The 14,796-nt window shown below is 69.0% G+C and carries 12 protein-coding genes; 7 read left to right on the plus strand and 5 right to left on the minus strand.

Annotated elements, in window-relative coordinates:
- Positions 1–70: 70 nt before the first annotated feature.
- On the minus strand, positions 71–3,922 hold the full coding sequence (locus IG98_RS0103630; protein ID WP_084195108.1) for an nSTAND1 domain-containing NTPase: 3,852 nt from the start codon (positions 3,920–3,922) through the stop codon (positions 71–73).
- 423 nt (positions 3,923–4,345) lie between these two features.
- On the opposite strand from IG98_RS0103630, the gene IG98_RS0103635 reads away from it, so the two are divergent.
- From IG98_RS0103635 to IG98_RS0103645, 3 genes are all read left to right on the plus strand, one after another.
- Positions 4,346–4,753 carry a hypothetical protein gene (locus tag IG98_RS0103635; RefSeq protein ID WP_157594133.1) on the plus strand — a complete coding sequence of 136 codons (408 nt, stop codon included), beginning with the start codon at positions 4,346–4,348 and terminating at the stop codon, positions 4,751–4,753.
- 160 nt (positions 4,754–4,913) lie between these two features.
- Entirely contained in the window at positions 4,914–5,252 is a 339-nt protein-coding gene (locus tag IG98_RS0103640) for a hypothetical protein (RefSeq protein ID WP_030905351.1), read from the plus strand.
- Between the two features lie 293 nt (positions 5,253–5,545).
- Positions 5,546–6,544, plus strand: a complete 999-nt coding sequence (locus tag IG98_RS0103645) for a trypsin-like serine peptidase (RefSeq protein ID WP_245651388.1) — start codon at positions 5,546–5,548, stop codon at positions 6,542–6,544.
- Between the two features lie 192 nt (positions 6,545–6,736).
- Here the strand turns inward: IG98_RS0103645 and IG98_RS0103650 are convergent, their stop codons facing one another.
- From IG98_RS0103650 to IG98_RS0103665, 4 genes are all read right to left on the minus strand, one after another.
- Positions 6,737–7,198, minus strand: coding sequence for a GNAT family N-acetyltransferase (locus IG98_RS0103650; RefSeq protein ID WP_030905357.1), 462 nt, complete (start codon positions 7,196–7,198; stop codon positions 6,737–6,739).
- Positions 7,199–7,310: 112 nt separating this feature from the next.
- The gene (locus IG98_RS0103655) at positions 7,311–8,771 is read right to left on the minus strand and encodes an MFS transporter (protein WP_030905360.1); all 1,461 of its coding nucleotides are present in this window, start codon (positions 8,769–8,771) and stop codon (positions 7,311–7,313) included.
- Between the two features lie 228 nt (positions 8,772–8,999).
- Positions 9,000–9,425, minus strand: a complete 426-nt coding sequence (locus IG98_RS0103660) for a Zn-ribbon domain-containing OB-fold protein (RefSeq protein ID WP_030905363.1) — start codon at positions 9,423–9,425, stop codon at positions 9,000–9,002.
- Positions 9,422–10,582, minus strand: a complete 1,161-nt coding sequence (locus IG98_RS0103665; protein WP_030905366.1) for a thiolase family protein — start codon at positions 10,580–10,582, stop codon at positions 9,422–9,424. Before IG98_RS0103665 ends, IG98_RS0103660 begins: the two co-directional genes overlap by 4 nt.
- Before the next feature lie 330 nt (positions 10,583–10,912).
- Here IG98_RS0103665 and IG98_RS0103670 point away from each other — a divergent pair, with 330 nt between their 5' ends.
- The 4 genes from IG98_RS0103670 (at position 10,913) to IG98_RS0103685 (ending at position 14,740) form a co-directional block, all read left to right on the plus strand.
- On the plus strand, positions 10,913–12,412 hold the full coding sequence (locus IG98_RS0103670; RefSeq protein WP_030905369.1) for a class I adenylate-forming enzyme family protein: 1,500 nt from the start codon (positions 10,913–10,915) through the stop codon (positions 12,410–12,412).
- Positions 12,413–12,478: 66 nt separating this feature from the next.
- Positions 12,479–12,805, plus strand: coding sequence for a hypothetical protein (locus tag IG98_RS0103675; protein WP_030905372.1), 327 nt, complete (start codon positions 12,479–12,481; stop codon positions 12,803–12,805).
- Positions 12,805–13,311 carry a DoxX family protein gene (locus tag IG98_RS0103680; RefSeq protein ID WP_030905375.1) on the plus strand — a complete coding sequence of 169 codons (507 nt, stop codon included), beginning with the start codon at positions 12,805–12,807 and terminating at the stop codon, positions 13,309–13,311. The genes IG98_RS0103675 and IG98_RS0103680 overlap by 1 nt, the downstream gene beginning before the upstream one ends.
- Positions 13,312–13,441: 130 nt before the next feature.
- Positions 13,442–14,740 carry an amidohydrolase family protein gene (locus IG98_RS0103685; protein ID WP_030905377.1) on the plus strand — a complete coding sequence of 433 codons (1,299 nt, stop codon included), beginning with the start codon at positions 13,442–13,444 and terminating at the stop codon, positions 14,738–14,740.
- The last annotated feature ends 56 nt before the right edge of the window (positions 14,741–14,796 follow it).

The raw sequence follows: 14,796 nt of genomic DNA on the forward strand, positions 1-14,796 counted from the left end.
GCACGAGGGAATCCCACCGTTCGAAGGAGCGACGGCAACAACACGAAGAGCGCACGCCGCCCCTCATCCATCACCATCTGCCGGGCGCTGATCCCCCGCTGCCGATATCGAGGCGCCGCCCGGCGCCCGGTGCCCCGGTACGGCCCCCTCGACATGTATCCAGGTAAGGCAGCTCAGGGATATGGACATCCCACTCAAGGCGGGACAGTGCCCCATCTTCGGCGCAGATCGCCGCAGCAGCGGCGTTCGGGGCGACGGTGATCTCCAGCAGCCTTCCATCCTGATGGGAGATGAGCAGCGCCGTTCGGTTGAATGCCACGGTGGCGACGAGGTCGGAGGTGAGTTCGATCCTGGAGCCGATCTGCCGGTGCCCGTGCCACTCCCACAGCGTGATGTCCTTGTCGGAGATGGAGGCGAACATGCCGCCCTGCGGGTAGGGCACGAGGGCGGAGACGGCCATCGTGTGCGCGACCTGCGGCGGGGCGAGTTGCTCGCGCAGTTCCCCGGTCCAGAACGTCACACGACCGGACGCGTCACCGGTTGCGGCCACGTTCCGCGACAGGATCACCTCTCCCTGAGCGCGGGCGTCGGCCCGGTACGGCGACACCTTCCCGGTGACGAGGTCCAGCAGTGCTCCCTCGGTTCCAGGCAACCGGCGCATATCGGTGAGGAAGGATCCCTCGCGGGCCAGCAATCGCCGTCCGTCGGGTAGGAAGGTCACGCCCGCGGCGTCCATCCCGATGCTCCTGAGCCACGTCCGGCTCCCGACGTCCCACAGTTCGAGTTCGTCGACGTCGTCCTGGCTGCCGGAGAAGGAGCTCACCGCCACGGTCCTTCCGTCGGGGGAGAAGACCAGATCGCGTACTCCATCCGCCGACCGACGCCTCACTGTGAAGCCGCCTGTGCGGGCTCTCGTCGCAACATCCCAAAACGTCACCGCGGCCGATTGGGCGTGGATGAGCGCCAGCGTGCGTCCGTCGGGGCTGAACACCGGCGAGTACGGCCCCGCCTCGGGAAGAGCTGGATCTTTGGGTTCCGCCCCCGGAAGAGGCAGGTCATCCGGCTGGATCGCGGCGCCGAGGGGTTTCCGGGTGGCGACGTCCCAGATCTTGACCTCCCAGCCCTCCTGCTTGCCGGTCGCCACGGCCAGGAAGCGGCCGTCGGGGCTGAAGCGCCGCTCGTCGCTTCCCGGGGCGAACGTGCCGAGCGTGGTGGTGTGCGCTGAGAGATCGTACGTCTGCACCGTCCCGAACGGGTCCGCCACTCGGAGGAGGCGCCCGTCGTGGGAGATCCGATGAAGCGGAACCAGTATCCCCGGGGGGAGCGAGAGGCTCGCCAACAGCATGCCGTCGGACATGCCCTTGCGTATGCTCCACAGGTTCACCCGATCCTCGCTGTCCGTCCCGGTGAGGAAACGGCCGTCGCCGCTGAACTCCAGCCGTTCGGCGGGCGCGTACATGGGTGCCTCTGTCGCCTCCTTGCCGGTCGAGGTGTCGAACAGCAGGACACCGTCCTCTCGGGCGGAGACGGCGAGCAGCCGGCCATCCGGGCTGAACGCGCCGGTGGTGGCATTGGGCGGCAACCAGGGTGCGTCGACGCGTTCGCCACGTACAAGGTCCCACAGCTCAAGGCGACGGGCAGACCACGAACCACCGGTGGCCGCGGCGTCCGAGCCGGATGTCTCCTCCGCGATCAGGTCCCGAGCCCGGGGAGGGATCACCAGCGCGAGCCGGTCGTCCGGACTGATGTGAACGACCTCTTCGGACAGTACCCGGGTGTGCCTCTCGACGTCCCACGTCTCCGTGGCGCCCAGTCGCGAGATGGTCAGGAAACGGCCACTGGGGCTGAACCATATGTCGGGCTGGTCCGGATCCTGCCAGGAGATGAGGGGGGAGCCGCCCGGCGCCGGGCCGTGGACCGGCCACAGCCACACCCCGGAGAGGTCCGCCACCGCCACGGTGCGCGTTCCGGGTCTGAACGCGAGAGCCAGGACCTCCCGCTCCCAGCGCACGCCGGCGACCTGCTTCTTCCGGGCGAGGTCGTGGACGCGAAGGGTGCCCGGCTCGCCCGTCCGGCCGGGAGTGTAGGACGCCAGTTCGGCTCCGTCGGAGCTGAGCGTGTACAGCGACCCTGCGGTGCCGTGTGGGTCGGTGAAGGCGTCGACCATCGGGCTCGCCATCGAGTCGACCAGCTCTCCCCTGGCCTCGGAGACAGGGGAGATCCGCCACGCCGCGGCGCTCAGCCGGCGGGCCAGCCCCGGATCGGTCAGGCGCAGGGTTGCGGCGCGTTGCGCCACCAGCCGGGCCGTCGTCTCCTCCAGCCGTTCCCGGGCGAGGTCGGCCTGCCGTACGGCGTCCACCGACGCGGCCACGGAAATGATCAGCAGCACGGCCAGGGCGGCCACGATGCCGGACCGCAGGCGCGAGGCACGCCGGGCACGGGCCGCGCTCACCCGGAGGAAGTCGTTCTCCAGGGGCGTGAGATCGTCGCGGTGTTCCGACTCGGCGAGCAGTTTCTCGGCGACGGTCAGGCGCACGCCCCGATACAGGGCGCCGACGTCGTGGCCGTGCTCGGCCCAGGACGCGGCCGCCTGGGACAGCTGCCGGTGCGCGCGCAGACGATCGCGACCCTCGTCGACCCAGCCCCGCAGCCGTGGCCACGCCCCGATGAGGGCCTCGTGGGCCACCTCCACGGTGTCCTGATGAAGCGTCAACAGCCGGGCGCCGACCAGTAGCTCGATGACGAGTCCCGTGTCGACGTCTCCCAGAGGATCCAGTTCCGCGCGGGAGACCGGACGGCGGGTGTCCTCGGCCTGCTCTCCAGGGTTGATCAGCCGGAGCAAAACGCGCCTGGCGATTCTGGCCTGGGCCGGGGAGAGGCGCCCGTACAGCTCCTCGGCGGTGTGACTGGTCGCCCCCTGCACCCTGCCCACGCTCTCGTAGGCATCGAGCGTCAGCATCTTGCCCCGACGACGCCGCCAGGTCTCACGCAGCGCGTGCGACATCAGCGGCAGCGCGCCGGGCTCGTCGGCGACGTCAGCGATGATCGCCGCAGTCAGCGCGCGTTCGACCGTGAGGCCGTCGGCCATGGCCGGCCGCACGATCGCCTCCCGCAACTCGTCCCTGGTCATGGCCCCGACCAGCAGGCTGGCGTCGCGCAGGGATTCGGCGAGCTCGCGGTGCTCGCTGCAGCGCCCGTAGAAATCGGCCCGGACGGCTATGATCACCCGCACTGTGCTCGCCGGACGTCGTGCACCGACGAGCATGTCCACGAACTCCGCACGCTCGCGCCGGTCGCGGCAGAGCGCGAACACCTCCTCGAACTGGTCCACCACCACTACCGGTGATCCGTCGGCGGACTCGTCGACGCGCAGCCGGTCGGCGTGACGCATCGGATGGTCGCCCGGGGTGATGACCACTACCTCCGGCGGTGAGAACGACGACGCCCGCAGGGCCGGCACGACCCCGGCCCGCAGCAAGGAGGACTTGCCGCTGCCGGACGGCCCGAAAACCGCCACGAAGCGGCGCAGTTCCAGCAGGTCCACTACTTCCCGAACCAACCGTTCGCGCCCGAAGAAACGGGCCGCGTCCTCGGCATCGTAGGAGGCCAGGCCCAGGTAGGACGGCACAGCCCCATCGTCGTCTCGCATTTCACGCGCCAGTTCCGCGGTCACGTCGCGCCAGCGGGTTTCCCATTCCGCCAGGTCGCCACCGCACGCCTCCACGTAGGCGAGGACGATCTGCAGCGAGGGCAGGCGTTCGCCGGCGGCCGCTTGGGACAGGGTGGTGACCGAATAACCCACGCGCCGCGCCATGTCCCGGTAGGTGATGCCACCGGCCTCCTGGCGAAGTTTCCGTAGTGCGTAGGCGAAACCCGGGACAGGTCCCTCCGCGGGATCCAGCGGTCTTTCGCGACGACCCACTGTTCAGGCGCTCCACCCACTGGACGACAAAGGTCGCTAGAGAAATTGAAACTACATAATCGTCCGCACCGGCGCGACTTTCTCGACCGATTTCCCGCAGGGGTGACATCTGGCCGGCCTGCCCGGGACGCGACGTCCGAGGGGCAAGCCGACGGGCACACGCACGGGTACGCGGGCACCGCGTCTTGACGTAGACGGTACCCACCGGGTCCACCTGCCGCTGGTCGGCGAGGTCGTCGATCGCACCCTCGATCTGTTTGTTTGGGGCTCTGAACAGGGCTGCCGAACAAACAGGCGCCGCATAACTTCGGGCTTCGAAGGCCGTCGGACGACAGCGAGTGCGATACAGGCCCGCGTTTCGCCCGATGGCGCATCGGCCGGCAGCAGAGTGCCGCCGGCGAGACCAGAGGAAGGACGGCAAGCATGAACATGCGTCAAAAAGCAGGACTGGCCCTGGCCGCGAGTACCGCGGTCATGACCTTGGCCACTACGGCGCCGGCCCATGCGGCCCCCGTGACGCGCTCCGCGCACGTCATGGTCGTGCAGACGGCATCGGAGAACCTCGCTCCCACGCTGGGAGCGGTCACTCCGGCGACCGTGGCAGCGGCGAAGAAGTTCTCATGCAGCCGGGTGAAGGGCTGGAAGCAGCGGCTGGCCTGCCACGCCGTGATGAAGGCAGGCGGCGCGTGGGTGTGGGCGAAGCTGGAGAAGGAGGCGAAGAAGGGATGGGCCAGCTACTCCGCGGCGTTCAACTCGCTCCCCAGGATCTTCAGGTCCTTGCTGTGGAACCACAAGAGGTACTTCTACTGCCTCCTCTCGCCCTGGTGCTGACAAGGTTCCCCAGGCTCAACGGCCCCCGGATCCGCACAGCAAGCCGTTTCCCCGTGCCGTCCGCCGAGACGGCACGGGCCCCGGTGACCGCGCCCGCGGATCGCTGTCCCACGTTTCGAACACCGTTCTCGTAGAGAGCCGACACCAGGAGACAGTCCCCATGCTCGGCACACTGAAAATCTCCACTGCCGTCGTCGTCGCCTCGGCGGCCCTCGCCCTGGCGCCTGCGGGCGCGGCCAACGCGGCACCGGCGACGACCGCCGGTACGGGGCCGGCGTCCGCGTCGGCCGGCACCGCTCCGTCCTGCGTCAAGCGCCAGTTGGTCATTCGTCAGGGAGTCAGGCTGACGAACAAGTGCGGCAGGACGATGAGGGTGAAGGTGCTCGTCAAGCGAGGCAAGGACAGCTGGTGCTTCACCATGAAGAACAATCAGCGGAGATTCTGGGCGTTCGTCCCGCAAGCCGCGTTCGCGAAGTACGAAAGAACCGTCACCTGCTGAAAGCGGCTCCCGCCGGGCGCGTGCCCGGCGGGAGCGCTACCCGTCGGTAGACGAGCGGCTCCGGCCCATCACCTGCCCCAACCCTCGAACTCCCGGTCGAACCTATTCCCAATGTATCGAACGCGTGATCCAAAACTTCTGGACCAGGGCTCCGATCGAGGTTACGATCTTGCTGTTCGCCGGCCGTGTCGATCGGCCGGCTCTTCACGCTGACGGGGCGCGAAGGCGCCCCATGACTGGACGGGAGATCGCCCTTGAGGCATGCACTGATCGCGTTGGGTATCGGCTTGAGCGTGTTGGGTTCCACCGTCGTCGCCGGGCCGGCACAGGCAGCGAGTGTGCTGGTGGTCCCGCTGGCTCCCACGGTGCCGACGGCTCAGCAGGTCGCGAGCTTCTGGCTCGCCGACGGGGCCGCCAACCTGAAGAACGCCACGCCGTACGCCGTGCAGGCCGTGGTCACCGGAGAACGCCTGTCCACGGACATCGTCCCGGACGGCCTCCCGTTTTCCATCCCGCCAGTGGAGGGGGCGGTCTCGCCGGAGGCGACCTCGGGCAAGGTGTTCTTCATCGGCAGCGACCTCCAGCCGCACTGGTGCACCGGCACATCCGTGCAGTCGAAATACCGGAACCTCGTCGCGACGGCAGGTCACTGCCTGTTGGACGTCGAGGCCCCGGCCGGCGCGCTCGCCAAGTGGGTCTTCGTCCCCGACTACTCCGAGGGCGCGACCCCGTTCGGCCTGTACGTCGGGAAGCAGGGCCTCGTTCACTATGACTTCGACGACATCCGGGACTACGACCGCGACCTCGCCTTCGTCACCGTGTACAACGGCGTCTTCCTCTCCTCTCCGGACGTACTGACCGATACCGGGAAACTGGCCGAGAACGTCGGCGGCCAGGGGGTCACGTTCAACCAGCCGCTCGCGCCCACGGTCGACGTCTTCGGCTACCCCGCCGGCCCCAACCCCGACAGCAGTCAGCCCTACACGGGCGAGAGCCTCGAACGGTCGACCGGATCGACGTTCACGATGAAGGTCACGGGCCTCCCCGCGGACCGGCCCATCGGGGTGGACTCCCCGTTCACCGGTGAAGGCTCACTCGGCTCCTCGTGGCTGACCCAGTACACGGACGACACCCGCACCGGCTATCTCAACGGCATCACGATCAGCGTTTCCGACACCGATGGCGACAACCGGTACGACACCGGCGTCTCGCCGTACTTCGACCGTGAGTTGCTCACGGTCTACCAGAAGGCCGCCAACCTCTGGACCGGCACCATCCGCTCCGTCGTTTAGCCGGCTCCCGTTCCCACCGCGTCCGCCCAGAGGGGCGGGCGCGGTGTCACGGTCCAACGGGGTGCACAAGGACGTTCTGTGATCTTTGGTGGCCGATCCCGAGATCGCAGGAGATTCGCTACGGGGGGTCGTAGCTTCTTCCCGGCCGGATGCGCGGGTGGACGACGCCGCTCCCGCCGTACGCGCCCGGAATCAGATGGGTTCCAGTACGAACATGAGGTGCTCGTGCTCGCCGTGCCGGACCGTCTCGACGCGCCGGAAGCCGCACCTCTCCAGCAGTCGCACCGAGCCGGTGTTCCCGCTGAAGGGGTCGGCGTAGAGCGGGCGGATCGGCTCCTCCTGTCGTAGGTAGAGCGTCAGCGCCCGGGTGCCGACGCCCCGGCCCCAGAACCGCCGGCCGAACACGTATCCGATGAAGCGCTTCTCCTCCTCCCACCAGGACACGATGTTGCCGGCCACCTCGCCGTCCACGGTGACCGTCCGCACCATGGCCGTGGAATCCCCGAGGACTCTCGTGGCCCAGTGGGTCATGAAGCGTTCCCGCTCCCGAGGGACGAACTTCGACCGCCGGACCGTCTCGGGATCGTGCTCATGCTCGAAGAACAGCTCCAGATCGGCCTCTTCGACATCCCTCAACCGCACATCGTCGCTCATGCCGAGCGACTGTGGCACAGCGGTACGACAATTCCGGCGCACAGCCCCGCACCGCCGAAAGTCAGGGGCCCGGGACGTCGTCGTCCCGGGCCCCCTGACCCGGTGACGGCGGTCAGTCGTGCGCCACCACGGGGGTCGCGACCTCGGGCGTCGCGGACCGTGCCGTCTCCCGTCCGGGTTTGATGACCATGCCGATCACGAAGGTGATCAGGCAGCAGACCCCCATCAGGGCGAACACCTTGAAGTAGGCCGCCTCGGTTCCGAACGTCGTCCCGGGCACGGTGGAGGAGGCGAGCAGCACGGCCCCGACCGAGGTGGCGACGCCCTGGAACGCGGTGCGGGTGACGACGTTGACGCCGGTCGCCTCGCTGGTGTTCTCGGCGGGGACCGCCTCGACCACCAGGTTGGGCAGCGCGGTGTAGACGAATGCCGTCGAGATGCCGAGGACGAGAGTGCTCGCGACCAGGCCGACGACGCTCTTGTGCAGCACCGCGAGCATCACGACGCCCGCCACACCAACGGCCGCGCCGATCATCAGTGAGAGCCGGGCCCCCGCGGCCGCCGAGACGCGCCCACTGACCGGGGTGAGCACGAAGCCGATGATGGAGGTACAGAAGGCCAGCATCCCCGCGACGCTCGGGCTCAGCCCGAGACCCACCGGTGCCGCCTCCGGCGTCTGCATCATCAGCGGGAAGAGGAATCCGCTGATACCGAGCGGGCCGAGCGCGAGGACCGCGGTGGCGAGCATCGTCAGCGCCAGCTTGTGCTGGAAGAACAGCCGGATATTGATCATGGGGTCCTCGACCCGCAGCTCCCACCACGCCCAGACCACCAGGATCACCAGCCCGACGAGGATGAACCCAATCGTCCTGGCGTCTCCCCAGCTCCAGCTACGGGACTGGGTGACCCCGAACAGCACCAGCGCGATGGCGGGGGCGAAGAGGACACCACCCACATAGTCGATCTTCTGTACTCGCGCGATGACGGTCGAGGGTCGCAGGATCAGACAGGCCGCGGCGGCGACGAGCGCCAGGGCTGCGGCGAAGACGAAGATGAGGTGCCAGTCCGCCAGGTCGAGCAGCAGGCCGGAGACGAGGTTGCCCGACGCTCCGGCGATGAGCGCCGCACCCGCGATGACCGCGACCGCGACCGGTACCCGCTTGGCCGGCAGCATCTCGCGGGCGAGGCCGAAGCAGAGCGGCAGAATCGCCCCGGCGGCTCCCTGGATCGCCCGGCCGACGATCACCCCGCTCAGCGTGCCGGTGGAGAGGCTGATCAGCGAGCCCACCGCCGAGAGCAGCAGCACGATGACCAGGAGCTTCCGCCGTCCGTAGACGTCACCGAGACGGCCGCACAGCGCGGCGGACGCGGCCGCGACGAGGAGGAACGCCGTCACGCTCCAGCTGACGTCCGCGGCGTTGCTCTGGAACGCCGTGATGAACCGGGGCAGGGCGTTGTAGACCATGGTCGTCTCGAAGGCGCTGACGATCTCGGCGATGAGCAGCACCGCGATGACGACCGGAATCGACCGGGGCGGTGGGCTGACGGCTGACAGGCCGGAGGGTGATGACATTCTTATCTCTCCTCGCATCCGGGAGCACTGCGGTGGGGGGTGGGGAGTACGGGAATGACGACGGCCGGAAACGTTGACCTGCGAGCCGCCGTTCTGGCCGCAGGTGGGTGGCGACGGCCGTGGGAAGGGGGCCTGAGACGGTCGTCCGTACCGTCGCGGAGAGCGGTGGTCGGATCTGCGGGCCCGCGGTGAGTCCGGCGGGTATGGCGGTTCCGGCCCTGGCCGGCTCTAGCCGGCGCTCGGCCGGAAGTAGGGCAGGTGCAGTCCGGGGCTCACCTCGTGGAAGTCGACCTCGACCGGCATCCCGGCAGTGATCTCCTCGGGTGCGATTCCGATCAGGTCCGTGACCATCTGGTAGCCCTCGTCCAGGTCGACGATGGCGGGCGCGTAGGGCGGGGTGAAGGCGGCGGTGACTGGCCGGTGCACGACCGTCCAACTGTAGAGGGTGCCGCGACCCGAGCTCTCCTCCCAGCCGAGGTCGGTGTCCAGGCACTCGCGGCAGACCTCGACCGGCGGGAAGTTGATCGACCGGCAGGCCGCGCAGCGCTGGAAGGTCAGCGTTCCCTCCGCACAGCGGTTCCAGAACGGGGCGCTCAGCTCGGTGGGCTCGGCGTGCGGCAACTCGCCGTGCTGGGGAGCCAGGGGTGTGCTCATGACGACGCCTCCGTGCCGAGCAGAACGACCGAGTTGAACAGGGCTCCGGCGCCGGCGCCGCTGCACAGCGCCACCTCGGCGCCGGGTACCTGCAGCGGTCCCGCCTCGCCGCGGAGCTGCTGGACGCCGCGGATGACGCGCTGGAACATCTGCGGTGACCCGCCCGCGTGGCTGAACGACATCGTTCCTCCGTCCGTGGTGACCGGGTGGCTGCCGGTGACGGCGATGTGCCCGTCCTCGACGAACGGACCGCCCTCGCCCGGCTCGCAGAAGCCGAACGCCTCCAGCTGGCGGATGATCTCAAACGAGAACGGGTCGTACAGTTCGAGGACGTCGACGTCGGAACGTTCCAGGCCGGCGTGCCGGAACGCCCGGTCCGCCGCCCGCCCGCCGATCCGGCCGTTGACCGGACCGCCACGGCGGCCGGCCAGGTCCCAGCTGGGCGGGAACTGGTAGGCGGGGCCGTAGTAGTCCGCGCCGCCGCCCAGCACGTGGACGGGCTTGGCCGGGAGGTCGGCCATCCGGTCGGCGGCGACCAGGACCAGCGCGCACCCGCCCTCGGAGGTCATCGAGCAGTCCAGCAGGTGGAACGGGTCGGCGATCATCCGGGAGGCGAGGATGTCCTCGGGCTTGAACGGGCCACGTCCGAAGTACACCGCCTCGGGGTTCTGGTGCCCGTTGTTGCGGATGGTCGCGGCGACCGTGGCCAGCTGCTCGGGGGTCGTCCCGTAGGTCGTCATGTGCCGCCGGGCGATCAGGGCGAACTCCGCAGCGGTGAAGAGCCCCCAGGGCGCCACGAACTCGTTCTCCGGCCGGGTCCACGGCGCGGTCGCGTCCCGGTCGACGTACACCCCGGCCGCGGCCGCGACGATGAGGACGACGTCGGCCTGACCTCCCTTGATCGCGTTGGCCGCCTCGACGACGGCGTCGAGGCCGAATCCCCGCCCCTGCCAGGCGGGGCCGAGTCGCAGGTCGTAGATGAGCGCGGAGGAGTCTCCCTCCGTGATCACCCCGTCGACGTCGGCGAGCGTGAGCCCGGCGTCGCGCAGGGCGCCCAGGGCGGCCGACGCGATCAGCTTCCGGGTCGTCCAGTTCTCCAGGCGTCGCGCCTGCGGGGTGTTGTACACCCCGGCGATCACCGCGCGACCGGCGCTCACCGGCTCGCCCTCTGCGGCAGGGTTCCGACTCGCTGTCTCACACGCATGTACAACCACCTCAGGAAGTGATCCGCACCACAAGACTCTGGGTCTATTAGATTCACCGTTTCTCACTACGTCAATAGGTGGGGCTGTGAGAACTTCACACGATCTCGCACCGATAGTCCGATACCTCCCCCTAGAAAACCTGACAGAACAGGCATATCGCAAGTAAGATCAACTTAGGTAAGCCTAATTTATTTCGCGACGAGCGGTTCCAAAGTGCAGGGTTGACAGGACTAAAGGTCCGAGTTGTACTGGTCGCAATTCGCCACGGACCACGGAGGCCCTGTGAGCATCTCCATGCTTCTCTCCATGGCGGCGTCCGCGTTCGCGGACCGCGTCGCCCTTGGGCGCAGAGCGGACGGCATCACCTTCTCCGGCCTTGAGCGGGACGCGAACGCCGGGGCCACCCTGCTTCGGGAGGACGCCGCGGGTTCGGTCGCCTTCATCGGCCAGAACTCACCGCTGCTGCCTACCCTGCTGTTCGCCAGTGCCGCCGCCGGACTCCCGCTGGCCCCGCTGAACTATCGGCTGCCTCGCGACGTGCTGCGCGGCCTGCTCGACCGGCTGGACGCACCGGTGGTCGTCGCGGACTCCCGGTACGCCGAGATCGCCAGGAGCACCGGCCACCGCGTCATCGCCGCCGAGGAGTGGCTGTCCGCCGCCAGGCGGACCGAGCCGGTGCCCGGTCCCGAGGCCGATCCCGGCTCCGCCGCGGTCCTGCTCTTCACCAGCGGCACCACCGCCGATCCCAAGTGCGTCGTGCTGCGCCACTCCCACCTGCTCTCCTATGTCCTGGGCACCGTGGAGTTCGCGTCGACCCAGGAGCGCGATTGCGCCCTGGTCAGCGTCCCGCCGTACCACGTGGCCGGGATCGGCTCGGCCCTGACCAACGTCTACGCGGGCCGCAGGATGGTCTACCTGCCGGACTTCGACCCCGCCCGCTGGCTGGAGCTCGTGCGCTCGGAGGGGGTGACCGGCGCGATGGTCGTGCCCACCATGCTGGCGCGCGTCGTCGAGCACCTCGGCGGAGCGGACGCGGACTGCCCGGCGCTCGCCTCGCTCGCCTACGGGGGCGCGCGCATGCCGCTACCGGTGCTCGAACAGGCCCTGCGCGCCTTCCCGGAGACCGGATTCGCCAACGCCTACGGTCTGACCGAGACCAGTTCCACCATCGCCGTACTCGGACCCGAGGATCACCGCAAGGCGATCGAGTCCGACGACCCGGTCGTCCGGGACAGGCTCGGCTCGGCCGGCCAGGTCGTGCCCGGCATCGAGACCCAGATCCGGGCGGACGACGGATCGGTCCTGGTCCCGGGGGTGACCGGTGAGCTGTGGGTCCGCGGCGAGCAGGTGTCCGGGGAGTACCGGGGAGCGGGCTCGGTGCTGGACGCCGACGGCTGGTTCCCCACCCGCGACCTCGCCCGCCTCGACGAGGACGGTTACCTGTTCCTGAGCGGCCGCAACGACGACACCGTCATCCGGGGCGGGGAGAACATCGCGCCCGCGGAGGTGGAGGACGCGCTGCTGACCCACCCGGCGGTGGCGGAGGCCGCGGTCGTCGGGGTACCCGACGACGAGTGGGGTCAGCGGCTCGTCGCGGTCGTCGTCCGGCGCGAGGACGCCAAAGCCGATGCCGCGGAGCTGCGCGCGCACGTCCGCGGTCTGCTGCGTGGTTCCCGGACACCCGACGAGGTCGTCTTCCGCGACGAGCTTCCCTACACACCGACGGGAAAGATCATTCGCCGCCATCTCGTCGCCTGGCTCAGCCCTCCCGTGGAGGGCTGAGCCGGTGCCCGTACGACGAGGTCGATCCCCGAACCCGCGGACACCCATTCAACGAAGGAGTCGATCATGAGTACCGAGGCCGTCGGCCTCCGCGCCGGACTGCGCCTGAAGAGCCAGGTGTGTGCCACCGAGGTCATCGTCGTCCGGCCGGGAACGCGCCCGCTGTCGCTCTGCTGCGGCGGAGTCCCGATGCTCGGACGTGACGCGTCCGGCGCGGCGGAGACGACACCGGTCGCCGAGCGAATGCGCGGGTCACTGCTCGGCAAGCGCTACACCCACCCCGGCGACGACGCCGTCGAGGTGCTGGTGACCGTAGGCGGTGCGGGCTCGCTGTCGGACGGCGAGACCGACCTCGTCCTCAAAGAGGCCAAGCCGCTCCCGGCCAGCGACTGATGGGGGCTACGGACGGCGCCATCCTCCTCATCCGTGTCGCGGTCGGAGTGATCTTCATCGTGCACGGTCTCAACCATGCCTTCGGCGGCGGGAAGCTCGCCGGAACGGCCCGCTGGTTCGCCGGCCTGGGCATGCGCCATCCCAAGCTGCAGGCCGTCATGTCGGTCGCGGTGGAGGTCGCGGCGGGCGCGGCGCTCGCGCTCGGACTGCTGACGCCGGTGGCGGCGGGCGCGCTGGTCGGTGTCGCGGTCGTCGCCGGGCTCACCGCCCACGCCCGCAACGGCTTCTTCGTGTTCAAGGACGGCTACGAGTACGTACTGCTGCTCGCGGTGACCTGCCTCGCGGTCGCCCTCGCCGGTCCGGGCGGAGCCTCGCTCGACGCGGTGCTGGGAATCGACGCCCTCGCCGGCGGATGGGTCGGGCTGGCGGTCGCCCTTCTCGTCGGCGTGGGTGGCGCGGCCGTCCTGCTCCTCGCGACGTGGCGGCCGGTACGGGAACGGGCCTGAGCCCTCGACCGCCCCGCCCGCGCCTCTCGATCGATCCCGGCTCGTTCCCGAAAGCTCGTACCCGGAAAAAGGGTCCGGGCCGTGTCCCCTCATCCGTCCTGCCAGGCAGGACCAGCCAACGGAGGTTGAAATGAACAAGGACGATCTGATCCTGATCAGTGTCGACGACCACATCGCCGAGCCCGCGGACATGTTCCACGCCCATGTCCCCCAGCGGTACAAGGACCAGGCCCCCAAGGTGATCCTTGAGGACGACGGGGTCCAGCAGTGGTACTACGGCGACCTGCGCGGCCGGAACATGGGCCTCAACGCGGTGGCCGGCAAGCCGCGCGAGATGTACAACATCGACGCCAGCAGCTACGACGAGATGCGGCCGGGCTGCTTCAACGTCGACGAGCGGGTCCGGGACATGAACGCGGGCGGCCAGCTCGCGGGCCTGAACTTCCCGAACTGGACCGGGTTCTCCGGGCAGGTGCTCAACCAGGGCCCGGACCGCGACCTCAACCTGATCATGATCAAGGCGTACAACGACTGGCACGTCGACGAGTGGTGCGGCGCCCACCCCGGCCGGTTCATCCCGTGCGGCATCCTGCCGCTGTTCGACGTGGAGGAGGCGGCCAAGGAGATCAGGCGGTTGGCCGACAAGGGCTGCCACGCCGTCACGTTCTCGGAGAACCCCGAGGCGCTGAACATGCCCAGCATCCACACCGACTACTGGTACCCGCTGTTCAAGGCGGCCTCGGACAACAACACGGTGCTCTGCTGCCACGTCGGTTCGTCCTCGCGGATGCCGATGATCTCCTCCGACGCGCCGCCGAGCGTGGCGATGTCCATCTCGTCGATGATGAGCACGTACACCCTGCTTGAGCTGATCTGGGCAGAGTTCTGGGGCAAGTTCCCCAACCTGAAGTTCTCCCTCACCGAGGGTGACATCGGCTGGATCCCCTACTTCCTCTGGCGCTCCGAGCACGTGCTCAACCGCCACTCCGGCTGGACCAACGCCACCTTCCCCGAGGGCTACACCGGCCCGACCGACGTGTTCAAGAAGCACCTCTACACCTGCTTCATCACCGACAAGGTCGGCCCCCAGCTGATCGACCACTTCAACGAGAACCACGTGTTCTGGGAGTCGGACTACCCGCACTCGGACAGCAACTGGCCCTTCGCGCCCGAGGACGTCATCGAGACGATGGGCCACCTGCCCGACTCGGTGATCAACAAGATCACCCATGAGAACGCGATGAAGGCCTACTCCTTCGACCCCTTCAAGCACATCCCCCGTGAGCAGGCGACCGCCGGATACCTCCGGTCGCAGGCCACCGATGTCGACGTGGTCACCCATGTCGGCCGCGAGGCCAGCCAGCGCGACCGCGACGCCTGGGCCCGGATGACCCGGTTCGGCCAGGCCCGCACCCGCCAGGACGCCTGACCTCCACTGATCGGCCGCCCGCCCGCCTCCTCCCGCGGGCGGGCGCCGTATCCCCC

It is taken from the genome of Streptosporangium amethystogenes (assembly GCF_000721075.1).
GTDB lineage: Bacteria > Actinomycetota > Actinomycetes > Streptosporangiales > Streptosporangiaceae > Streptosporangium > Streptosporangium amethystogenes.